Genomic DNA, 22,422 nt, shown 5'->3' on the forward strand with positions numbered 1-22,422 from the left:
GTTTTACGAAAATTTAGGCACTTGCGGAACACATATGGAACATATAGTGTCCGTTCTGGCTTTGTTTCACGACTCTGGGGTTCGACTTCGATGCTGACACGCAAGCAACAGGAGCTTCTTCTCTTCATTCACGAGCGAATGAAGGAGTCCGGCGTTCCCCCGTCCTTCGACGAGATGAAGGATGCACTCGACCTCGCTTCGAAGTCGGGCATTCACCGGCTGATCACCGCTCTCGAGGAACGCGGCTTCATTCGTCGACTTCCGAACCGGGCACGCGCACTTGAGGTCATCAAGCTGCCGGAGGCCTATAGCCCCAGCATCCAGCCTCGCCGCGGCTTTTCGCCGAGCGTGATCGAAGGCAGTCTTGGCAAGCCACAACCTGCCCCGGCGCCGAAGCCCACGCCTAGCGCCGACAACGGTAATTCCGTCTCCGTGCCCGTCATGGGACGCATTGCGGCAGGCGTTCCGATTTCGGCAATCCAGAACAACACCCATGATATTTCCGTGCCAGCCGACATGCTTGCTTCCGGTGAGCATTACGCGCTCGAGGTCAAGGGCGACTCAATGATCGAGGCCGGCATTTTCGATGGCGATACGGTTATCATTCGCAATGGCAGCACAGCCAACCCCGGCGACATCGTCGTGGCGCTGGTCGATGACGAGGAAGCGACCTTGAAGCGCTTCCGCCGCAAGGGCGCATCGATCGCGCTGGAAGCCGCCAATCCGGCTTACGAAACGCGCATTTTCGGCCCCGACCGCGTCAAGGTGCAAGGTAAACTTGTTGGGCTCATCCGCCGTTATCACTAGGCGGCGGCACGGTTTCCGCATAGGTGCCGGTGCGCCAATCATAGGCTCGCTGCCGCATCCAGGGGCGATCCAGTCCGGTGTAGGCTGCGCCGATCACCGGTGCCCCCTGATCGTCTATGCGTATTTCCAGCGCGCCGGTGCGACGAAGGCTCTCGCCGGTGAACAACAGCGATCCGGACCTGCATTCCTTAAGCCGAACCCGCGCGGGCGTTATGACGATATCTGCGACGTCGCATGCCGAGCCGAGATAGGCGAGATTGTCGACAACGACGACCAGATAGCCGCTTTTGAGAGTGACGGCGCACCAGGCCGATTTCGCGCAGGAAAATTGTCCCGTTTCCGTCGAACGACGCATGAGATCGGTCGCAATGCGCCGCTCGTTCGCAGTCAGGACCACACGCTCGTGGTCCCGCTTCCGTGGCGGCGGCGGAGCATCCGCGAGTATCAGCGGCGGCACTTGCGGCTCGATCGCCAGCGCCCGCTGCCATTGATTGAAAATGAAATTCCCGGGCTTTGGTTTGTTGGTCGCAAGCACGTCGTCGTCAATGACTGCGACCAGCGAGCCGTCATCCGATACGAGCAACTCCGGTGAAGGCGATGCCGGCAGAAGCTTGAGGCAGGCGGTCGCGACCAGCATGACTGCGAAGCCGAGATACTTGAGACGGGTGAAAAGCAGCGTCTGCAGCAGGAAAGCCAGTGAGGCGACGAGAAAATACCATGCCGGAAGGCGGCCGATGTCGACGGTGCCTCCCCAGCCCGACACGGTCTTGGCTATGTCTATGACGATATCCAGACCGAAGCCCGCTATCCTCCAGGGCAGGACATCAAGGCCGAGCGGCGTCAGCAGCATCGCCAGCATGCCCATCGGCATGACGATGAACGAGATAACCGGCATTGCCATCAGGTTCGCAGGCAAACCATAGGCACTCAGGCGGTGAAAATGCTCGATCGAGAAGAGTGCGGTCGAGAAACCACCAATCATCGACGTCAGGGCAATGCCGGCGAAGAAGCGGAGCACGAACCCGATCGGCTTGAAAGCGGGGTGAACGAATAGCGCCTTGCCAGGCATGGCGCCGCTTATCCAGCCCACATAGCCCGATACCAGGGCCAGCGTGGCGGCAAACGACATCTGAAAGCTTGGTCCGAGCACCGCGGACGGCGATGTCAGGATGATCAGCAGCGCCGAGAGGGCGATATTGCGGAGGCTGATCGAGGGACGGTCGAAAAGTGCCGCGACCAGCATCACCGCCATCATGATATAGGCTCGTTCGGCCGAGACCGCGAAGCCGGATATGAGATAATAGGCGGTGAGTGCCGCCAACGCGCCGGCTGCGGCAATCTTTTTGGTCGGATAGGCCTGCGCGAAGGCAGGGAAAAGACCGAAGATGCACCGTAGACCAATGAAAAAAATCCCGGCCGATAGCGCCATGTTCAGCCCCGAGATGGCGACGATATGGGCAAGACCGGATTGACGCAACGCCTCGGTCGTCTCGTCCGAGATTGCCCGGCGCTCATCGGTGACAAGCGATGCGGCAAAGGCGCCGGTATCTCCGGGCAGTATCGAGCGAATACGTTCGCCAATGCTGCTTCTCAACCGATACAGGCCTTCGACGACCGTGTCCGATACCGAACGTTGCGGCGACAGAAGATCCGGAGCGACCTCGGCCGGTTCGCCATAGGCAAAGCCATTTGCGCCGACGCCGGCGAAATAGGCATCGAAGGCGAAATCGTTCAACCCCGGCAAAGCCGGACCGGCCGGAGGGGTGAAACGGGCACGAACTTCTATCCAACTGCCGATCGGAATTGGCGCATCCCCACGCGCCAACAGAGACACACGTGCTGGCATGCGCTTCAGCACCGGTGACGCGGTGCGCTCCACGGCGAGGATGTACCGCCATCGGCCTTTGTCATCGCCCTCGCGGCGTTCGACACGACCGGTCATTGTCGTCGTGACGGCGGAGTCGAGAATGATCGTCCCTGCCCGCCATGTCTCGATCTGCGCTGCCAACATGCCGCCGACACATAGGAGACCGGCAAGTGCGGCGCGCCTCGGCAGCGGTCTGCCGGCGCCTGCCGCAACAAACACCAGCGCCAAGAAGGCAATCCATGCGCCAAGCCTGAACAACGAGGTATCGGTGTCGAACTCGAACCAGGCAACGGCACCGGCGCCGGCGAGCACGGGCGCGCAAAGAAACAGACGTCCATGATCCAGTTCCGCGGCTACCGCCAGCCTGCCGGCAGACCAGTGCCGCCCCGCCTGCCGGGCGATTTTCGAGGGCCACCGTGATGACGTTTGCGTGAATGTCGGCGATGCGGGACGTACGATCACAACCTGTGCGGAGGCGGTTACGCTTGACGTCGCAAGCGATGCGCCCGAGTCGGCCTCGATCGTCTTCAACTCCGGCATGCATTCCTGCCCGCAACGACCCCATTCTACAACCAGAATGCAAGCTATCGGGCCCTCAGGCAACAATAATCGATTGAATTAAAGAGAGAATTTCGAACACCGAAAAGCCAAGGATTATCATTAGCTTCCGCTATGCAAGAACGGCATCTCTGCGCTGCTTAAATGTTGATACTGCGATGCACAAAATGGCTTCACGGTAACTTGGCATTAGGGCCGCGATCATATAGCTATCGTCGACGACGCTTAACCCTATGGCGCTTTTATGGCGCCACCCGCCAGTTTGGAGGATCAGAATGACGGAACAAAGCGCAACACTGAAAATCGGTGACAAATCAGTCGACCTCGCCGTCAAGAGCGGCACGATCGGCCCTGACGTCATCGATATCGGCGCCCTGTACAAGAACACGGCTTCCTTCACGTACGATCCTGGTTTCACCTCGACCGCATCCTGTGAATCGAAAATCACCTATATCGACGGCGACGAAGGCGTTCTTCTGCACCGCGGTTATCCGATCGAGCAGCTCGCCGAGCACGGCGACTTCCTCGAAGTCTGCTATCTGCTTCTCTACGGCGAACTGCCGACCGCAGCACAGAAGAAGGACTTCGACTATCGCGTAACGCACCACACCATGGTGCACGAGCAGATGAGCCGCTTCTTCACGGGCTTCCGCCGCGACGCTCACCCGATGGCCGTCATGTGCGGCTGTGTCGGCGCCCTGTCTGCCTTCTATCATGACTCGACCGACATCACCGATCCGCACCAGCGCATGGTCGCAAGCCTGCGCATGATCGCCAAGATGCCGACGATCGCCGCGATGGCCTACAAGTATCATATCGGCCAGCCCTTCGTTTACCCGAAGAACGATCTCGACTACGCGTCGAACTTCCTGCGTATGTGCTTTGCCGTTCCTTGCGAGGAATATGTGGTCAATCCGGTGCTGTCGCGCGCCATGGACCGCATCTTCATCCTGCATGCCGACCACGAGCAGAACGCATCGACCTCGACCGTTCGTCTCGCCGGCTCCTCGGGTGCCAACCCGTTTGCCTGCATCGCGGCCGGCATCGCCTGCCTCTGGGGCCCCGCTCACGGCGGCGCCAACGAAGCGGCTCTCAACATGCTGCAGGAAATCGGCAGCGTTGACCGCATCCCTGAGTACGTCGCCCGCGCCAAGGACAAGAACGATCCGTTCCGCCTGATGGGCTTTGGTCATCGCGTCTACAAGAACTACGACCCGCGCGCCAAGATCATGCAGAAGACGACGCATGAAGTCCTCGGCGAACTCGGCATCAAGGACGACCCGCTGCTGGAAGTAGCAATGGAACTCGAGCGCATCGCGCTGACGGACGAGTACTTCATCGAGAAGAAGCTCTATCCGAACATCGACTTCTATTCCGGAATCACGCTGAAGGCTCTCGGCTTCCCCACGACCATGTTCACGGTGCTCTTTGCCCTGGCGCGTACCGTCGGTTGGATCGCTCAATGGAACGAGATGATCGAAGATCCGCAGCAGCGTATCGGACGTCCGCGTCAGCTCTACATCGGCGAGCCGAAGCGCGACTACAATCCGGTTTCCAAGCGTTAAGCCGAAACCGCAAAAATAGAAAAAGCCCGGTCAGAAATGGCCGGGCTTTTTCTTTTGGAGGACATCAAGCACGATTTCGGCGGCGTGCTCGCCTGGTGGCTTTTCGGTGCGCATGCGCTCCCACACAAGGTCGTATCCCTCGACCATTGCGCGGCGTGGCAGGGTATCGACGGAGAGTTTCTCCATCCAGCGCGCCAGGCTCGCTCCGCGAACAACCTCGTTTATATACTCAGGCACGACCGCATAGTCGGCGATGAGATTGGGGATGGCCCCCGTCCACGTCTTGATGCGCTTCGTCATCAGCTTGATGATCCAATCGGTCTGATAAGCCGATACACATGGAACGCCGGTGAGTGCGAGTTCGAGAATGACGGTGCCAGATGCCGCCATCGCAGCATCCGCCTCCGCGAATGCCCGCCACTTTGCGTCAGCTCCGACAGCGAAATCCGGCTTTACCGTCCAGCCTGCCATGATTTCGCGTATCATTGTCTCCCTGCGCGCCAGGGTTGGCAGCACGAAGCGCAGATTGGCGTTGCGAGCGGAAAGCTCCTGCACCGCCTCGCCAAAGTGCGGGAGTAGCTTGGAGATCTCCGAACCACGCGATCCGGGCAGAAGCATGATCGTCCGGCGATCCGTCGCTTGGCGCGGCGTTGTTTCGGCGCGCAACTGGCGCGCCGCGAGCAACGACCGATCAGCCGTCAGGCGGTGTCCGACATAGGTCGTCGGCGGGCCGCCCAATTTCTTCATGATCTCCGGTTCGAACGGCAGCACGGCCAAGACATGGTCGACATAGCCGAGCATTTTTTGGGCTCGGTATTCCTTCCATGCCCAGACGCTCGGACAGACATAGTTCACGATGGGGCAATGCGGCAAAGCAGCGCGCACGCGCTTAGCGACGCGATGCGTGAAATCCGGGCTGTCGACGATGACAAGGACATCCGGCTTTGCAGCAATCACCGCCTCGGCGGTCTGCCGAATACGACGAACCAGATTGGGCAACCGGGCGATCACCTGCGTGATGCCCATGATCGACAACTCGGAAAAATCGAAGAGCGATCGCAAGCCCTGAGCTTCCAGAGCTTCTCCACCGACACCGACCAATTCGATGGGACCAGGGTGCCGATCCTTCAGGGCAGCAACAAGATCCGCGGCGAGAAGATCTCCCGAGACCTCACCGGCTATAATCGCGACGCTCAGAGTTTCCCTGCTCATTCCAATCCCCACGATGGCAAACCGCGATCGATGCCGCAGATAAAGAGGCCGGCATCATTCGCCGCCTTAATCGCAGCGTCTCTCTCCAACACAAGCGCTCGGCCGGCTTCCACGGCGACGCCACCAAGCCCCGCCTTCCTTGCGTTCTCGACGGTCGATATTCCCATCGAAGGCAGGTCGGCACGAATGTCCTGCTGCGGCTTGCAGAGTTTTACGAGCACACCCTTGCGGCGCGCCGAGATCCGTCCGGCGGCGCGCAGGCCTGCAACGCGCTCAAGCATGCTATCCGTGCCCTCGACGCCTTCCAAAGCCACGATCCGACCGCCGACGGCGACGGCGCCCTGCCCGATGTCAAGCCGACCGAGAGCGTCCGCTGCCTCCACCGCCTTGGCAATGTCTCTCAAATCATCCGCATTCGGCGCCACCGCGCCCAAGGGGCCCACCATCGCCAGCAAATCCGGCGCGATCTCCTGGGCGCCGACAACCCGCCGACCGTTCTCCTCCAGCAGCTTGATCACCATGCGAAGAACGGTATCGTCGCCACCTGACAGCAGCGTACGGATTGTTCCGGGAATCTTTGTCAGCGTTTTCCAGGTCGGACGAACCTCGCGCCAATCCGGGCGGCGCTTCACGCCCCCCGACATCACGACGCGGTCTACGCCATTCGTATCCAGCAGGCGGCTCAGCGCCGCAAGATCGCCGACGCCTATCGTCGCATGATCGAAATCCTGCCAGGAACGGTCAGCCTCGTTTTTCAACGCGATGATGAAGGGATTCTCGCCCGCGACTCGTGCTGCGTCGGCAACGTAGGAAGGAAGAAGGCCGCTGCCCGCGATAATCGCGAGCCGCCCTTTCGTCGCGTCACCGGCCGGAGACAAGCATCACCCTTTCGAGCCTCTGGTCGGCGAGGAAAGAGCACGATCACTCTCGGCCGCAATGAAATCCAGGATATGCATGACCTGCTCGCACTCAGCGTATTCCTCGCGGATCGCAGCGGCATTGTCTCGAGCAGATCCACCGCCTTCGAAGATCGCCTTGTAGGCGCGACGAACGACGTGAATTGTGGCGCGGTCGACGCCGGCGCGCGTCATACCGACCACGTTGAGTCCGCCGAGCACGCCGGGGTTCCCGTTCAGCATGCCATAGGGAATGACATCGTAGCTCACGGCCGAGAGACCACCGACGAACGCCTGGCGGCCAACGCGCGTAAACTGATGAACGGCGGAGCCACCGCCCAAAATCACGCGATCCTCGATAACGACGTGTCCTGCGAGCATCACGTTGTTCGACATGATGACGTGATCACCAACACGGCAATCATGAGCAACATGCGAATTCGCCAGGAAAAGATTGTTGTTTCCGACGATGGTCTTGCCACCGAAATCGGCCGTGCCGGTATTCATGGTGACACCCTCGCGGATGGTGCAATTGTCACCGACCGAAAGCGTGGTTTCCTCGCCGCCGTGATGGACACTTTGCGGGTCGCCGCCGATAACGGCCATTGGAAAAATACGTGTTCCCTTGCCGATCGTCGTGCGTCCGGTCACGACCGCATGCGCGAGCAACTCCACGTTGTCGCCGAGCACGACATGCGGCCCGACATGGCAAAAGGGACCAATCTTGACATTTTCGCCGATTACCGCGCCATCTTCGACGACCGTCATCGGGTGGATGCTGGCGCTGGTTGCGATCATGCTCATGCTTTTCCCTTGCGGACAATCATTGCACCGATATCGGCCTCAGCAACGAGTGCGCCATCCACCTTGGCGTCGCAGTGGAACTTCCAGATGTTGCCGCGCTGCTTTTGCTTCTTGACATGATACTCGACGCGATCGCCAGGCACCACGGGCTTCCTGAAGCGCGCGTTGTCGATCGTCATGAAGTAGACGAGGTTGCCACTCTCGCCTTCCTTCTTCGCACAGATCGCACCGGCCGTCTGAGCCATGCCTTCGACCAGAAGAACCCCAGGCATGATCGGGGACTCCGGAAAGTGCCCGGTAAAATGCGGCTCGTTCGCGGTAACGTTCTTGATGCCGATCGCGGAATCGTCGCCGTCGATCTCGATAATCCTGTCGACCAATAGGAACGGATAGCGGTGCGGCAGCAGCTTCATGATTTCGATGATATCTGCCGAAGAAAGCTGCTTCGTGACTTGCTCAGTCATTCTTTTCTCCCGGTTTCTTGGCGCCGGCCGCTCGCGTCATAACGGTTGCGACCTCGCGCAGAAAATCGTTGATCGGGCGCGCTGGCACCCCGCCATAACGCTCGCCCGCTGGAATGTCGCCCACAACACCGCTCTTGGCGGCGATCTGGACGCCCGCGCCGATCGTGATGTGGCCGTTGATACCTACCTGGCCGCCGACCTGCACCCCGTCGCACAGAACGGCGCTGCCGGCAATGCCAACCTGAGACACGATCGCACAGTGACGGCCAATGCGGACATTGTGGCCGATCTGTACCTGATTATCGATCTTCGTGCCTTCGCCGATGACCGTATCATCCATCGTGCCGCGATCAATCGTCGTGTTCGCGCCGATTTCAACGTGATCTTGAATAATAACGCGGCCGATCTGGACGATCTTGATCATTCCCCGCTGTCCGGGGGCGTAGCCGAAGCCATCCTGGCCGATCCGCGCGCCATTATGAATGATAACGCCGTTTCCGACGAGCGCACAGATCACGCTGCTCCCGGCGGCAATCGAGCAATTGCGACCGATCTTCACGCCAGGCCCGATGACGGCGCCGGCGCCGATTCTCGTGCCTTCGCCGATCTCAGCATTCGCTCCGATCACGGCAAACGGCTCGACCGCGACATTCTTCTCGAGCTTGGCGGTCGGATCGACCGCGGCGCGATCGGAGATGCCAGCCGACTGTGAGAGCGTCGGCAAGGGCTGGAGCGCCGTTGGGTACAGGAAACCGCCGGCCATCGCGAATGCCGCGTGGGCGTTTTTCGAGACCAGAACGGCGATATGAGACGGCACGATCGATTGAAGACCCGCGCTGCAGATTACAGCGGAGGCTTGGCAGGATGCGAGTTCATCCTTGCTCTTCTTGGAAATGACATAGCAAACATCTCCCTCCTTCGCCCGGCTAACCGGAGCGACGGAGTGGATAACGATGTCTGCACTTTTCGGGTTAGCAAGTTCTGCCCCAAGATACTGCGCTAGCTCTGAAAGCTTCACGCCATCATGGGGCAGAAAAAAACAAGTTTGCTCCATCGGCAAATCTCCAGAACGGAATTCGACGTTACGGTTCCGGACTGCCGATATCAGAATTGGTTGTTGATGCCAAACTTGAAGTGCTGAACCTTGTCGTAGTCTTCCTTCAGGACCGGGAAGGCGTAGTCGACGCGGAGTGCACCGAACGGCGAATTCCAGACCAGACCGATACCAACGGATGCACGCAGGGATGCGTCTTCACCGTTGACGAACTCACCACCACCGACGCTGACCTTGTTGCCAAAGAGCGTGCCGGCGTCGGCGAAGACGGCGCCGCGCAGACCGAAGTCACGCGGAACAGCAGGCAACGGGAAGGTCGCTTCCGCGGAAACCGTGAAGTAGGTGGTACCACCGAGCGGATCATCCGGACCACCGCCGACGCGAGGACCGATACCCTTATTCTCGAAGCCACGGATGTCGCCGTTCGTCAGCGTGAACTGGTCGAAGACGTGCAGATCGTCGCCGAAGCCGACAACGTAGCCTGCAGAACCTGAGACCGAGCCGATGATATCGGCGTCGTCAGCCAGCAGATGGTAGTAGCGAGCCTTGCCGTAGAGCTTGTAGAACTGCGAGTCGCCGCCAAGACCGGCAATTTCCTGCGTGGCGCTGGCATAAATACCTTCGCGCGGCAGAATCATGTCGTCCAGCGTGTTGTAGGTCAGCGTCTGAGAAACAGACGACTTCACCCAAGGGCTGTTGTTGACGAGATCCTGGTAAGGCGTCGACAGATCAGACAGCGATCCCGATGGATCATACTTCATCTGCTTGTAGTTATAGCGGAAGGTCGTCGCCAGATCTTCAGTGATCGGCGCCGTTGCACGCAATACGACGTTGTTTTCTTCGTAGTCGTAGTTGTCGTTGCTCGACGTCTCGCTGTGGTTGATGTCGAAACCGACAGCCAAACGATAACCGAGGAAGTAAGGCTCGGTGAAGTTCAGCCCGTAAGTACGCGAGCCTTCTTCGCCGCCACCTGCGCTGACCTTGATGTACTGGCCACGACCGAGGAAGTTCTTTTCTTCGACCGACGCTTCGAGCAGAAGGCCGTCGCCGCCGGCGGCATAGCCTGCGCCGATACCGAACGAACCGGTTGCCTGATCCTGTACGTCGACGACGACGACAACGCGGTCCGGCGAGCTGCCAGGCTGAGTCGAGATGTTGACCGAGGAGAAGTAGCCGAGAGCCTCGAGGCGACGCTTCGCCTTCGTGATCATCTGCTGGTTGAAGGCGTCGCCTTCGCTCATGTCGAACTCGCGACGGATGACGTAGTCGCGCGTGCGGCTGTTGCCGCGGATTTCGATACGCTCGACGTATGCGCGCTCGCCCTGGTCGACCAGATATTCAACACCGATCGTGTTGTTGTTCAGATCGCGGTTGCCACGCGGCGTGACGCGAGCGAACGGATAGCCTGCGGAAGCGACCTGATCCGAGATGGCCTCGATCGACTTCTGGACTTCCTTGGCGTTGTAGACATTGCCTTCCTGCGTGCGAACGAGGCCCTGCAGCTGCGCGCCGTCGATACCCTGGACGGTCGACTGAACCGTAACGGCGCCGAAGTCGTAACGCGGACCTTCTTCGATGTTGAAGGTCAGGGTGTATTTGTTCGTGCCTTCATCGAAGGCGGCATCGGAAGAGACGATACGGAAATCGGCGTAGCCGCGGTTGTAATAGAACTGGCGCAGCGCTTCTTCATCGGCGTGCAGCTTGTCTTCGCTGTATACGTCCTTGCGGGTCAGGAACGACAGGAAGTTGGAGCGCTTCGTGTTGATGACGGAAGCCAGACGGCCAGAGCTGTAGGCGCTATTGCCGACGAAATTGATGGCAGCGATCTTGGTACGATCACCTTCGTTGACGACATAAGCCAGGTTTACGCGGCCTTCACCAAGCGGAACCACCTGCGTCGTCACTTCGACTTCGCTACGGCCGGTCGCAGCATAGGCGTCCTTGATCGACTGAATGTCGGCCTGGACCTGCGCTTCGCTGTAAGGGCCAGCAGCGTGCGTCTTGACGACGGCAGCGAGCTTGTCGTCCTTGATCTTGCGGTTTCCGTTGAAGACAACCTGATTGACCAGCTGCGCTTCTTCAACGGTGACGACAAGCGTCCCGCCGGAAACGGAGATCTTCACATCCGAAAAGTACCCGGTGTCGTAGAGCTGCTTGACCGAGTCGTCGATGTCGGTGTTCGAGAAGCTTTTGCCGGGCGTGATCGTCAGGTTCGACCGCACGGCTTCGGCGCCAACACGGCTCGCTCCACGCACATCGACACGCTGAATGACGGCAGCCTCAGCTGAGGTAGCCGAGACGAAAACCGTTGCACCTGCCCCCGAAGCAACAACACCAGCAGACAGCGCAACCGCCGATACTGCGTTCAAAAATCTTGAACCAGCCTTCATTTCACCCATTACCTTTGTTTCTCGTCCCCGGCGTCAGGCGTCCCCCGATTCCGGCCACGTGTGTCGTTTTACCCGCTTTTGACATACAAGCAAGGTAGCAAGTTAATTTCTGTTTACTTCATTTCGAAGCGTGACGCATTCGCCACTACAGCTTTGAAACATCGTAAATAAACGGTAATTTTTTCTCGCCGCCGGCTATCCAATCAATGCGCTTATATCGTTCCAGGTGGCGAAAACCATCAGGCTCAGAACCATGGCCAGGCCGATGCGAAACGCAATCTCCTGGGCCGACGATCCCAACGGTTTTCCCCTCACCGCCTCAATCGCATAAAACATCAGATGGCCGCCATCAAGTACCGGAACCGGCATCAGGTTGAGCAAACCAATGGAAACCGACAGAACGGCAGCCAGCTGAAGCAAAGCTGCAACGCCTAGCGTCGCCATCTGGCCGGATGCCTGCGCGACGCGGATCGGCCCGCCAAGCTGGTCGGGCTTCATGTAACCGGAAACAAGATTGCCGATATATTTGAATGTGCCGGTCACGATATGCCAGGTCTGGATCGTGCCTTCCTTCAGCGCGCCAAACGGCGTGTAGGTCTGCAGCCGGAAATGGCCAACTTCTTGATTGGTGACGATGCCAATCAGTCCAATCTCGATCTTGTTGCCGAACTGATCCGTCATATCGGTGCGAACAGGCACCATCGGCACGTCGAGCTTCTCGCCATTGCGTTCGATCGTAACGAGAATCTTCTGCTGGGGGCGAATGCTGACGTAGCGACGGACGTCATCGAAGGTCTCGACCTTCTCACCGTCGATGGAAACAAGCAGGTCGCCCGGCGCAATACCCGCCTCGGCAGCAGCACTGCCGGGCTTTACCTCAGCAACAACAGGATCGGCGACCGAGCGGCCGTAGATAGAGAACAGGACCGCGAAGATGGCAATCGCGAGAATGAAGTTTGCAATCGGCCCCGCTGCCACGGTCGCCGCGCGCTTCCAGAGCTTGGCGCCGGCAAACGATGCAGCGCGCTCCTCCTCCGACATTGCCGCAAGCTTTTCTTCGTCAGGCTTGCTGGAGGCATCTTCGTCGCCGAAGAATCGGACGTAGCCGCCGAGGGGAATCGCCGAGAGCTTCCAGCGCGTTCCATGGCGGTCAGTGAAGCCAATCAATTCCGGGCCGAAGCCGATCGAAAACGCCAGAACGCGGATTCCGCTCCAGCGACCAACGAGGTAGTGCCCCATCTCGTGCACGAAGACGAGCAATGACAACACAAGGACGAACGGGACAATGTAACCCGTCAAAAACCCAAGTATTCCGGTCAAGCCAAGCATAAGATCTTTCCGCCAGCCTCTGCAGACATCAAACGCCGAACAGGGCTGCACCGAGCGACGTCACTTCACCGCCCTTTATCAGCGAAAAAAGCCCAGCTAGCAAGAACGCCGCAAAACAGGCAAAAATGAGCCCGTCAACCCGGTCCATGACGCCGCCGTGTCCCGGGATGAGATGGCTCGAATCCTTCACTCCGAAGCGACGTTTGACGAACGATTCGAAGAGATCGCCAGACTGACTGAAGACCGATAGAATAAGCGCGATCGGGGCAGCCAGCGCGACTTTTCCAGACAATGCGAAATACGCGACGAGAACGCCCGCCACGATCGCGAATACAGCCCCGCCAATCGCCCCCGACCACGTCTTGCCGGGGGATATTTTCGGAGCCAGCTTCGGTCCACCGATAGCGCGACCGACGAAATAGGCGAGAATGTCCGTTGCCCACACGACGGCGAACACGAAGAGCATCGCATGCAGGCCGGCACTGTCCGAACCGCGAATACTCGACAGCGCAATCCCGGTCAGCCCCGCATACACGACACCCGCGGGAAACCAGGCAGATGCGCGCCCGGCAAACATCAGGCCGATCGCGAGAACGAAGAATAGCGCGAGCAGGATAAGGGAATAGCCAAGCGTTCCCGCGATCACTGCTGCTGCAATTGCCGCCTGACCGATCCAACCCACGGCGTTCGCCAGCGGTCGTTCGGCCTGCAAACGCGCAATGGTCGACCATTCATAATAGATCAGCAGCCCGATCAACGCCGAAAGCACACTGAAGACCACGCCACCATAGATGGTCGCACCGAGAACGACGATCGCCAGAATGATGCCGGATATGATGCGGAGCTTGAGTTCCGGCTGCATCAGGTGCCCACTGCTGCGGCAGCCTGCGCCACGAGGCCGCCGAATCGACGATCCCTGGCGGCAAAGGTCTCCAGGGCCGAATAGAATGTCTCACGGCTGAAATCGGGCCAATAGTCCGGCAAGAAGATGAACTCGGAGTAGGCAGCCTGCCAGAGCAGGAAGTTCGACAACCGCTCCTCGCCGCTCGTGCGGATGATCAGGTCGGGATCCGGAATACCAGCGGTATCTAGGCGCGCACTGATCAACGCGGGCGTGACGTCCTGAGCCCGGAGATGGCCGCTCTCGATATCGCGAGCAAGGCTCGTCATCGCACGAGCGATCTCGTCGCGTGAGCCGTAGTTGAAGGCAATCACGAGCGTCAGCGCCGTGTTCGCCTTGGTTGTCTCTTCCGCATCGACCAGTAGGTCGAGAATATCATTCTGAAGGCTGTAGCGATCGCCAATCACCTTCACGCGCACGTTCTGGCGATGCAACTCCGCAAGATCGCGACGGATAAAAGCCTTCAGCAACCCGAGAAGATCGGACACTTCGGTTTCCGGGCGGCGCCAGTTCTCCGACGAGAAAGCAAACAGGGTAAGATATTTTATCCCGACATCGCCAGCGACCCGCACGGTCTCGCGGACAGCGTCGACGCCCTTCCTATGCCCCATCGTGCGCGGTAATCCGCGCTGCTTTGCCCATCGGCCGTTGCCATCCATGATGATGGCAACATGTTCTGGTACAGTCAAAAATGTTCTTTCCGACATTTCCCGTCCGGTTCTTCCAGCCATAGGCTCAGCTGCAGGTCCCACTAGACCTGCATGATTTCCTTTTCCTTCTCGCCAAGCAAGCGATCGACCTCAGAAATCGTCTCGTCTGTCATCTTCTGCACACGATCCGACTGTGCCCGGCTTTCGTCCTGGCCAATCACACCGTCTTTTTCGGCTTTCTTAAGGCCGTCCATGCCATCGCGGCGAACATGGCGAATCGCAACCTTGCTTTTTTCCGCATAGTCGTGAGCAACCTTGACGAGCGACTTGCGGCGCTCTTCGTTCAGTTCCGGCAGAGGAATACGGAGATTCTGGCCGTCGACGATCGGATTGAGGCCGAGGTTGGCCTCGCGGATCGCGCGATCGACGGCGTTGACCATCGACTTGTCCCAGACGGAGATGCCGAGCATGCGAGGCTCGGGCACTGTCACGTTTGCTACCTGGTTCAGCGGTACACGCGAACCATAGGCTTCGACCGTGACTGGATCGAGAATGTTGGCCGACGCACGGCCGGTGCGTAGCGATGCGATATCGCTCTTGAACGCATTGATCGCGCCATCCATGCGACGCTTGATGTCGTTGATATCTATGCCTTGGCTCATTTCAGTGCTCCCGTATCGGTAGAAGCTGCGGCAAACGCTGCCGCTACTCAATCAATTATCGGAGACGACGGTCTTCAGACCACCGCCCTTGAGGATCTCCGCAAAACCGCCCTTCTCGTGAATGGAGAAGACGATGATCGGAATGGAATTTTCGCGTGCCAGCGCCACCGCGGCAACGTCCATGACGGCCAGCCCCTTATCGAGGACTTCCTTGTGCGTCAGGTGATCGAAGCGCGTGGCATCGGGCACCTTTTTAGGATCTGCCGAATAGATACCATCGACCTGGGTTCCCTTGAAGATCGCTTGGGCGCCCATTTCAGCGGCGCGAAGCGCTGCTGCGGAGTCCGTGGTGAAGAAGGGATTGCCGGTGCCGCCAGCGAAGATCACGACACGACCGAGCGACAGGTGATAGAGCGTCGCACGCTGCGAGAAGCTCTCGCAAATCTCGGGCATCGCGATGGCTGAAAGGACCACGGTATCGATGTTGAGCTTGCGTAGCGACGTTGCCAGCGCGAGTGCGTTGATCACGGTCGCAAGCATGCCCATGTGGTCGCCGGTGACGCGGTCGCCGCCCTTGGAGGCAACAGCCACGCCACGGAAGATGTTGCCGCCGCCGACGACGACGCCGACTTCCACACCCATCTGCCTTGCTTCTGCAATGTCGGCCGCGATGCGATCGGCCACCGCTACATCGATTCCAAATCCCTGGCTGCCCATGAGGGCTTCGCCGGAAGCCTTGAGTAGAACGCGTTTGTAGACAGGCTCTGACGACATCTTGGCTCCTCGTATTTTACCGCTGAGTGCCGGATACACGAAGGGCATCGCGTTGTCACGCGATGCCCTTAGGTTTTCACATATATAGGACGATCAGCCCTTGGCGACAGCAGCCACTTCAGCTGCGAAATCGCTCTCTTCCTTCTCGACGCCTTCGCCGAGGAGAAGACGGGCCATGCCGACGACTTCGATCTTGGCGCCGGCTTCCTTGGCAGCGGCTTCAACAGCAGCGCCAACCGTCAGGTCGGGGTTGATGACGAAAGCCTGCGAGAGAAGAGCAACTTCTTCGAAGAACTTGCGCATACGGCCGTCGACCATCTTTTCGATGATGGCTTCCGGCTTGCCGGATTCGCGAGCCTGTTCGATGAAGACGTTGCGTTCGCGCTCGGCAACAGCAGCGTCGACTTCTTCAGCGCGGATCGCGAGCGGGTTGGTCGCAGCGATGTGCATGGCAACCTGGCGGCCGATCGAGGTCAGGACAGCCTTGTCGCCTTCCGACTTCAGAGCAACCAGAACGCCAAGCTTGCCGATGCCGTCGCCAGCAGCGTTGTGGATGTAGGTCGCAACAACGCCGTGCTCGACTTCGAGCTTGGCAGAGCGGCGCAGCGTCATGTTTTCGCCGATGGTTGCGATCGCGTCCTTGATGGTGTCGGCGACCGGCTTGCCGGATGCCGGGTAGGTCGCAGCCGAGATGGCTTCAACCGAACCGTCGGTGGACAGAGCGACGTTGGCAATGCCGCGAACCAGATCCTGGAAGGCGTCGTTGCGGGCAACGAAGTCGGTTTCCGAGTTGAGTTCGACGACAACAGCCTTGTGGCCGGCGCCAGCGATGGCAACCAGGCCTTCAGCGGCAGCGCGACCGGCCTTCTTGTCGGCCTTGGAGATGCCCTTGGCGCGGAGCCAGTCGATCGATGCTTCGATGTCGCCGTTGTTTTCCAGCAGCGCCTTCTTGCAGTCCATCATGCCTGCGCCGGACTTCTCGCGCAGTTCCTTCACCAGTGCAGCCGTAATCTCGGTCATAAGCTTCCTCTTGTCGGTTCAAACGGTGGCCCGCCAAAGGCGGTGCGGCACCGGATTGAGGCACGAAATGTACCTGTATGTATGACAGCGTGATGAAAGACGCCTCATACGAAACTCAAACGGCGAGAGACTGATTGCCCCCGCCTGAAACGGTCAAGGCCGCCGAACTACTGAAAGTCGCGAGCGGCCTTTCCCAATCTCTGGAAAGCATGACGGGCTATTCAGCCCGCCTGCTTCTGTCTCAGGCTTCGCCTTCGAGCGCCGGCTCGACCGGAGCTTCCATCGAAGCACCGAGGTCGCGGCCCGATGCGCCCTGCTGACGAGCGATACCGTCGATGGCAGCGCGTGCGATCAGGTCGCAGTAGAGAGCGATGGCGCGCGAAGCGTCGTCGTTACCCGGGATCGGATAGTCGATCAGGTCCGGATCGCAGTTCGAGTCGATGATTGCGACAACCGGGATGCCGAGGCGCTTGGCTTCGTCGATCGCGATCTTTTCCTTGTTGGTGTCGATGATGAACATCAGGTCAGGCGTGCCGCCCATGTCCTTGATACCACCGAGAGCCTTGTCGAGCTTTTCGCGCTCGCGCTCGAGGGTCAGGCGCTCTTTCTTGTTGTAACCGGACTGTTCCGAAGACAGGATCTCGTCGAGCTTGCGCAGGCGCTGGATCGAGTTGGAGATCGTCTTCCAGTTGGTCATCATGCCGCCGAGCCAGCGCGAGTTGACGTAGTACTGAGCGGAACGCTTGGCCGAGTCAGCGATGAGCTCGGAAGCCTGGCGCTTGGTGCCAACGAAGAGAACGCGGCCGCCACGAGCAACGGTGTCGGAGACAACCTGCAGGGCGCGCGACAGCATCGGAACTGTCTGAGCCAGATCGATGATGTGGATGTTGTTACGATCGCCGAAAATGTACGGCTTCATCTTCGGGTTCCAGCGGTGAGTCTGGTGGCCGAAGTGAACGCCTGCTTCGAGGAGCTGGCGCATAGAAAAATCGGGCAATGCCATGCCTTGTTATCCTTTTCCGGTTGAACCTCCGCAAGGCGAACAGCACCCTCTTCGAGAATGCCACCGGGCGGAACAATCCGGATTTCTCCCGGACCATCCCATGCCTTACGTGTGGAATGTGGGTGGCCTTACCCTCCCTTTCCGGGAAACGCAAGGCTTCACGTCAAAAAACTCGCCACAAACTGCGCCTGCCAAGTGTCAATCAGAGGGGCACGGCCAGCCTTTCGGCACCGACAGACCATTTGGCAGCTTTGTCTTGGCATCACCGCACGCAAGTTCGATCTGCTCCTGTTCGAGACCAGTGGCTGCGGACAGATCGAGCCCGTCGATATGGGTCAGGAACATGAACGCGCGATCAAACGAGATCGGGCCTTCAAATGTCGCGTCGCTGAGATCGGCGCGGGAGAGATTCGTCAGCGAGAAGCTTGCACCCGTCAGGACCGCCTTGTTGAAATTCGCGCGACCGAGCTCGGCCTTCTCGAAATTCACGCCGGCCAGCTTGGCGCCGCTGAAGTTGGCGCGCTGCAGCTCTGCGCCTGCGAAAGACGCCCCTTCGGCAAAGACATTCTCGAAACCTGACCGATAGGCTTCAACCTTGGCGAAATTTGCGTTTCCGAGCTTCGCTCCGGTAAACCAGGCGCGAACCAGGGTCGCCTTCTCAAGATTGGCCGATGTGAGATCCGTCCCACTGAGATTGGTCAGGGTCAAATCCGCATCTACGAGATTCGCCTTCTGGAAATCGGCGCCCTGCAGCATCAGTTGCTTCTTGTTGCAGCCGCCCCAATCGATCTCTGCCGTTGGTGTAGAGCTGCAATCGGCGGCGAAGGCCGCACTCGCGGTTGCCCCAATGGTTGCTACCGCCAACAGAAGAACGCTAATCGTCGAAACACTTCTCGCGGCCAAGCCTCACTCCATCTCGCCGTGAACTCACATAGTTTATTGGTAGCATACGAGACGGCGCCTTGGATATATCGAGAATGCACCGATCAGGAAGCGAGACCAATCACTTGCACGGTGCAGCCTTGGCGTCGAGAAGCTCGAGTTTCGAGAGCTTTCCTGACAGCACGAAGTCACCATAATCCATGGTGAGGTCACGGGTAATGCCGTTCTCGTAGAGCTTGAACGACATACGATAAACGGGAAGTGCATCCGACTTCGTATTCTCGTTGAAATAGGAGATCGTCACCGGCCAGAACGCGGCCTTGGAGAAAGCGCCGGCATTCCCGGAATCGGCTTCCTCGGCCGCCGGTACCATCTGCTTGCCCACGACTGTAGTGGTTGCCAGCGCCTTGTCTCCATCGTCGGAGCCGTCGAACACCCGTGCTTCGAAGATGCGCTTGCCCTCCTTGGCATTCTGGATCACGTCGAGCATGTGTTCGGTCGGGAAACGACTTGCAGCAAGCTGCAGTTCCTTGCTCGCCGGCTGCTTCAGGTCAACCTTGACGCCCTCGGCCAGATCTTGGGCGGCGCCGTTGACTTCCTTGTCCAGCTGGTCGTCCGTGAAGGACTTGGTGTCGAAGGTGAACTTGCGGTCGCGAAGGTTCTCGAAGGTCTTCGTCTGCTGATCGCTGACGCGGACGGCATCGCCGGTATCGATTCGCGTCACGAAACGGAAGCTTGTCGTGAAGCCCGTGCAATAATTGCCGTCGAACTCGTAGACCATGCGCCCGAACATGCCGGCGATGCCTGATCGTTCGGAGGCATCCTTCAGTTCGAGGTCGTAGACGGCCCGATGAGCGACGAGACCAGTGGCGATCGCCGCGCTGGTTGCCGGTGCCGCTGCGTAGACGCTCGACGAAACGCCCGCAAGCAAGAGTGCGGCAAGACTCGATCGGACCATTGATAATCTCCTGTTGGACTCGCCTGCGATGTTATAAGAACGCTTTCGGCCAAATCGAGGCTCGAACATGTCACAAAATGGATTCTAGCCTTGATGCATAATTTTAAATCCATTGACAACAAAAGCGGAGCGGAAAATGTCGGATCACGTCGATGTGCGTCTGAAAGAAATGGGGATATCCCTGCCTGAGGCGGCAGCGCCGGCGGCGAACTATGTTCCCTACGTCATCAGTGGCAACCTTCTCCACATTTCGGGACAGTTGCCGCTTGAAGGCGGAAAGATCGCGGTCTCCGGTCATCTCGGCAAGAACGTGGACGTGCCCGCAGGTCAGCGAGCAGCGGAACTCTGCGCGATCAATATCCTCGCCCAGGCGAAGGCGGCATTGGGCGGCGATCTCGGCCGGATCAAGCGCGTAATCAAGCTGAACGGCTTCGTTGCCTCGGCGCCCGATTTCGTCGAGCAGCATCTGGTCATCAACGGCGCGTCGAACCTGATTGCCGCGGTTCTCGGCGAAGCCGGCAAGCACGCAAGAGCTGCCGTCGGAATGGCTGCCCTGCCGATGAACGCAGCCGTCGAACTCGACGCGATCATGGAAATCGCCTGATGACTTCCGCAGCATGGCTTAAAGAGCAGCCGGTGGCTCACCGCGGCTATCATGACCTTAATAAAGACGTGTGGGAAAATACGCTTTCGGCGTTCTCGCGGGCGATCGAGGCAGGTTTTGCAATCGAATGCGATCTTCACTACGCCTCGGATGGCGTCCCGGTCGTTTTTCACGATGAGGACCTCGAGCGTCTCTGCAATCTGAAGGGCGACATCCGCGACCGTACCTCACGGGAACTCGGGTTGATCTCTGTCGGCGGCACGAACGACAAGATTCCGACACTCCGGCAGCTTCTCGACCTGGTGAAGGGACGCGTCCCGCTCGTCATCGAGTTGAAGGGCAGAGAAGCCGACGACGAAGGTTTCACGGAAGCAGTCCTCGAAGTGCTGGAAGGCTACGACGGCAAGGTGGCGCTGATGAGCTTCGACCATTGGCTGCTTCGCGACCTCAAGGCACTGCAGGCACCCTACCCCCTTGGTTTGACGGCGGGCGGGATCGTTCCGGAGGACTTCGAAACCCACGAGAAAGCAATGGCTCTCGGGCTGGATTTCATTTCCTATTTCTACGGCGATCTGCCCAATCCGTTCATTTCCGCTCAGCGTGAGAAAGGTATCGTCGTCATCACCTGGACGGTTATCGACGAGCATGGGCGAAAGCAAACTTTCGAAAATGCCGACCAGATGACCTTCGAGGGCTTTGATCCGCGCGTTTCGGTTTGATGCTCGCTTTTTGGACAAGATCATGCGCAGACTGGTGAAGAGCCCTATTTCCCTCCCAAACGGTCTCGCATTCGCTCCATGACAGACGAACTTTCAATCCGCGTCGAGCGGTCCTTCACGGCGATTTCTCCGGAAAGCTGGTCGCGGCTTTCCGGAGCGTCCAAGGCCAGCAGCGCCATCGCCTACAACCCCTTTATCTCCCACGCATTTCTGTCGTCACTCGAAGAGTCCGGCTCGGCGACGGCCGAAACCGGCTGGCTTGGCCATCATATGTTGCTGGAGACAGGCGGCGGCGAGCTCGTCGGCGCCCTGCCCGGTTACCTCAAGAACCATAGCCAGGGCGAATATGTCTTCGACCACGGCTGGGCCGATGCCTTCGAGCGAGCCGGTGGCCGCTACTATCCGAAGCTTCAGTGCTCCATTCCCTTCACGCCGGCAACCGGCCCTCGCCTCCTGGTCGCCGAAGGCTTGCAACGTCTGCCGATCCAGCACGCGATGGCCGAAAGCCTGAAGGAAGTCGTGCGTCGCCTCGGCGTGTCGTCTGGGCATGTGACATTCGTGCCGGACGACGAGATTGGCATTTTTGAAGGCGAGGAATACCTGCATCGGACCGATCAGCAGTTTCATTTCATCAATGACGGCTACGCCAACCACGAGGAGTTCTTGGAAACGCTTGCTTCTCGCAAGCGCAAGGCGCTGCGCAAGGAGCGTCGGACCGCGCTTGAGAACGGCATAAGCATTGACTGGCTGACGGGCAGCGATCTGACAGAGGACATCTGGGACCAGTTCTTCGCGTTCTATATGGACACGGGCGGCCGGAAGTGGGGGCGCCCCTATCTGACGCGTAGCTTCTATTCGCTGATCGGCGAGCGGATGCCGGATGATATCCTGCTGGTGATGGCAAAACATAACGGCCGCTATATCGCAGGCGCCATCAACTTCATCGGGTCGGAAACCCTTTACGGCCGCCACTGGGGCTGCATCGAGGATCACCCCTACCTGCACTTCGAGGTCTGCTATCATCAGGCGATCGACTTCGCGCTCGCCAAGGGGCTGAAGCGTGTCGAGGCTGGCGCCCAGGGAGAACATAAGCTGGCCCGAGGTTACCTCCCGGTGACAACACACTCGGCCCATTATGTCGCCCATGCCGGCCTGCGCCGTGCGATCGCCGATTATCTTGAGCGCGAGCGCGACGACGTCGAGCACATGAACGAGATTTTGAGCGAGCACAGCCCGTTCCGTCGCGGCGAGCGGCTGCAGGAGGATTGACGCCCTCGCCTTTCGCGGGCTACGCGAAAACCAG

The 22,422-nt window shown here is 59.2% G+C and carries 21 protein-coding genes; 5 read left to right on the forward strand and 16 right to left on the reverse strand.

Annotated elements, in window-relative coordinates:
• The first annotated feature begins 90 nt into the window (after positions 1-90).
• Positions 91-807 carry a transcriptional repressor LexA gene (gene lexA / locus ASE04_RS17655; protein WP_056819628.1) on the forward strand — a complete coding sequence of 239 codons (717 nt, stop codon included), beginning with the start codon at positions 91-93 and terminating at the stop codon, positions 805-807.
• Here the strand turns inward: lexA and ASE04_RS17660 are convergent.
• Positions 788-3,214, reverse strand: a complete 2,427-nt coding sequence (locus ASE04_RS17660; RefSeq protein ID WP_056819632.1) for a ComEC/Rec2 family competence protein — start codon at positions 3,212-3,214, stop codon at positions 788-790. The two genes, lexA and ASE04_RS17660, sit on opposite strands and share 20 nt — an antisense overlap.
• 293 nt (positions 3,215-3,507) lie before the next feature.
• On the opposite strand from ASE04_RS17660, the gene gltA reads away from it, so the two are divergent.
• Positions 3,508-4,797 carry a citrate synthase gene (gene gltA / locus ASE04_RS17665; RefSeq protein WP_056819635.1) on the forward strand — a complete coding sequence of 430 codons (1,290 nt, stop codon included), beginning with the start codon at positions 3,508-3,510 and terminating at the stop codon, positions 4,795-4,797.
• A 30-nt stretch (positions 4,798-4,827) separates the two neighbouring features.
• Here the strand turns inward: gltA and lpxB are convergent, their stop codons facing one another.
• From lpxB to ASE04_RS17740, 15 genes are all read right to left on the reverse strand, one after another.
• The gene (gene lpxB, locus ASE04_RS17670) at positions 4,828-6,009 is read right to left on the reverse strand and encodes a lipid-A-disaccharide synthase (RefSeq protein ID WP_056819638.1); all 1,182 of its coding nucleotides are present in this window, start codon (positions 6,007-6,009) and stop codon (positions 4,828-4,830) included.
• A complete protein-coding gene (locus ASE04_RS17675) occupies positions 6,006-6,887 on the reverse strand; it encodes an LpxI family protein (protein ID WP_056819640.1) in 882 nt (293 codons plus the stop codon). The genes lpxB and ASE04_RS17675 overlap by 4 nt, the downstream gene beginning before the upstream one ends.
• Positions 6,888-6,890: 3 nt before the next feature.
• Entirely contained in the window at positions 6,891-7,709 is an 819-nt protein-coding gene (gene lpxA, locus ASE04_RS17680; protein WP_056819644.1) for an acyl-ACP--UDP-N-acetylglucosamine O-acyltransferase, read from the reverse strand.
• Complete coding sequence (gene fabZ, locus ASE04_RS17685) at positions 7,706-8,173, reverse strand: 3-hydroxyacyl-ACP dehydratase FabZ (RefSeq protein WP_056819647.1); 468 nt, start codon at positions 8,171-8,173, stop codon at positions 7,706-7,708. The genes lpxA and fabZ overlap by 4 nt, the downstream gene beginning before the upstream one ends.
• Entirely contained in the window at positions 8,166-9,227 is a 1,062-nt protein-coding gene (lpxD, locus tag ASE04_RS17690) for a UDP-3-O-(3-hydroxymyristoyl)glucosamine N-acyltransferase (RefSeq protein WP_056819652.1), read from the reverse strand. The genes fabZ and lpxD overlap by 8 nt, the downstream gene beginning before the upstream one ends.
• Before the next feature lie 50 nt (positions 9,228-9,277).
• The gene (gene bamA / locus ASE04_RS17695) at positions 9,278-11,617 is read right to left on the reverse strand and encodes an outer membrane protein assembly factor BamA (protein WP_056820422.1); all 2,340 of its coding nucleotides are present in this window, start codon (positions 11,615-11,617) and stop codon (positions 9,278-9,280) included.
• Positions 11,618-11,812: 195 nt separating this feature from the next.
• Positions 11,813-12,946, reverse strand: coding sequence for an RIP metalloprotease RseP (gene rseP / locus ASE04_RS17700; protein ID WP_056819655.1), 1,134 nt, complete (start codon positions 12,944-12,946; stop codon positions 11,813-11,815).
• A gap of 28 nt (positions 12,947-12,974) precedes the next feature.
• The gene (locus ASE04_RS17705) at positions 12,975-13,808 is read right to left on the reverse strand and encodes a phosphatidate cytidylyltransferase (protein ID WP_056819658.1); all 834 of its coding nucleotides are present in this window, start codon (positions 13,806-13,808) and stop codon (positions 12,975-12,977) included.
• Positions 13,808-14,554, reverse strand: coding sequence for an isoprenyl transferase (locus tag ASE04_RS17710; RefSeq protein ID WP_056819661.1), 747 nt, complete (start codon positions 14,552-14,554; stop codon positions 13,808-13,810). Before ASE04_RS17710 ends, ASE04_RS17705 begins: the two co-directional genes overlap by 1 nt.
• Positions 14,555-14,598: 44 nt before the next feature.
• Positions 14,599-15,159, reverse strand: a complete 561-nt coding sequence (gene frr, locus ASE04_RS17715; RefSeq protein WP_056819664.1) for a ribosome recycling factor — start codon at positions 15,157-15,159, stop codon at positions 14,599-14,601.
• A 51-nt stretch (positions 15,160-15,210) separates the two neighbouring features.
• Positions 15,211-15,933, reverse strand: a complete 723-nt coding sequence (gene pyrH / locus ASE04_RS17720) for a UMP kinase (RefSeq protein ID WP_056819667.1) — start codon at positions 15,931-15,933, stop codon at positions 15,211-15,213.
• 93 nt (positions 15,934-16,026) lie between these two features.
• On the reverse strand, positions 16,027-16,953 hold the full coding sequence (gene tsf / locus ASE04_RS17725) for a translation elongation factor Ts (RefSeq protein WP_056819670.1): 927 nt from the start codon (positions 16,951-16,953) through the stop codon (positions 16,027-16,029).
• Between the two features lie 241 nt (positions 16,954-17,194).
• Positions 17,195-17,956, reverse strand: a complete 762-nt coding sequence (gene rpsB, locus ASE04_RS17730; protein WP_056819676.1) for a 30S ribosomal protein S2 — start codon at positions 17,954-17,956, stop codon at positions 17,195-17,197.
• 198 nt (positions 17,957-18,154) lie between these two features.
• Positions 18,155-18,859, reverse strand: a complete 705-nt coding sequence (locus ASE04_RS17735) for a pentapeptide repeat-containing protein (RefSeq protein ID WP_443216880.1) — start codon at positions 18,857-18,859, stop codon at positions 18,155-18,157.
• 100 nt (positions 18,860-18,959) lie between these two features.
• Positions 18,960-19,796, reverse strand: a complete 837-nt coding sequence (locus ASE04_RS17740) for a cell envelope integrity EipB family protein (protein WP_056819679.1) — start codon at positions 19,794-19,796, stop codon at positions 18,960-18,962.
• A 136-nt stretch (positions 19,797-19,932) separates the two neighbouring features.
• Between ASE04_RS17740 and ASE04_RS17745 the strand changes: the two genes are divergently transcribed.
• From ASE04_RS17745 to ASE04_RS17755, 3 genes are all read left to right on the forward strand, one after another.
• Complete coding sequence (locus tag ASE04_RS17745; protein ID WP_056819684.1) at positions 19,933-20,400, forward strand: RidA family protein; 468 nt, start codon at positions 19,933-19,935, stop codon at positions 20,398-20,400.
• Positions 20,400-21,119 carry a glycerophosphodiester phosphodiesterase gene (locus ASE04_RS17750; RefSeq protein WP_056819688.1) on the forward strand — a complete coding sequence of 240 codons (720 nt, stop codon included), beginning with the start codon at positions 20,400-20,402 and terminating at the stop codon, positions 21,117-21,119. Before ASE04_RS17745 ends, ASE04_RS17750 begins: the two co-directional genes overlap by 1 nt.
• Before the next feature lie 78 nt (positions 21,120-21,197).
• Positions 21,198-22,388: a GNAT family N-acetyltransferase gene (locus ASE04_RS17755; protein WP_056819690.1), complete on the forward strand. Its 1,191-nt coding sequence runs from the start codon at positions 21,198-21,200 to the stop codon at positions 22,386-22,388.
• The last annotated feature ends 34 nt before the right edge of the window (positions 22,389-22,422 follow it).

The organism is Rhizobium sp. Root708 (genome assembly GCF_001429725.1).
Taxonomy (GTDB): domain Bacteria; phylum Pseudomonadota; class Alphaproteobacteria; order Rhizobiales; family Rhizobiaceae; genus Rhizobium.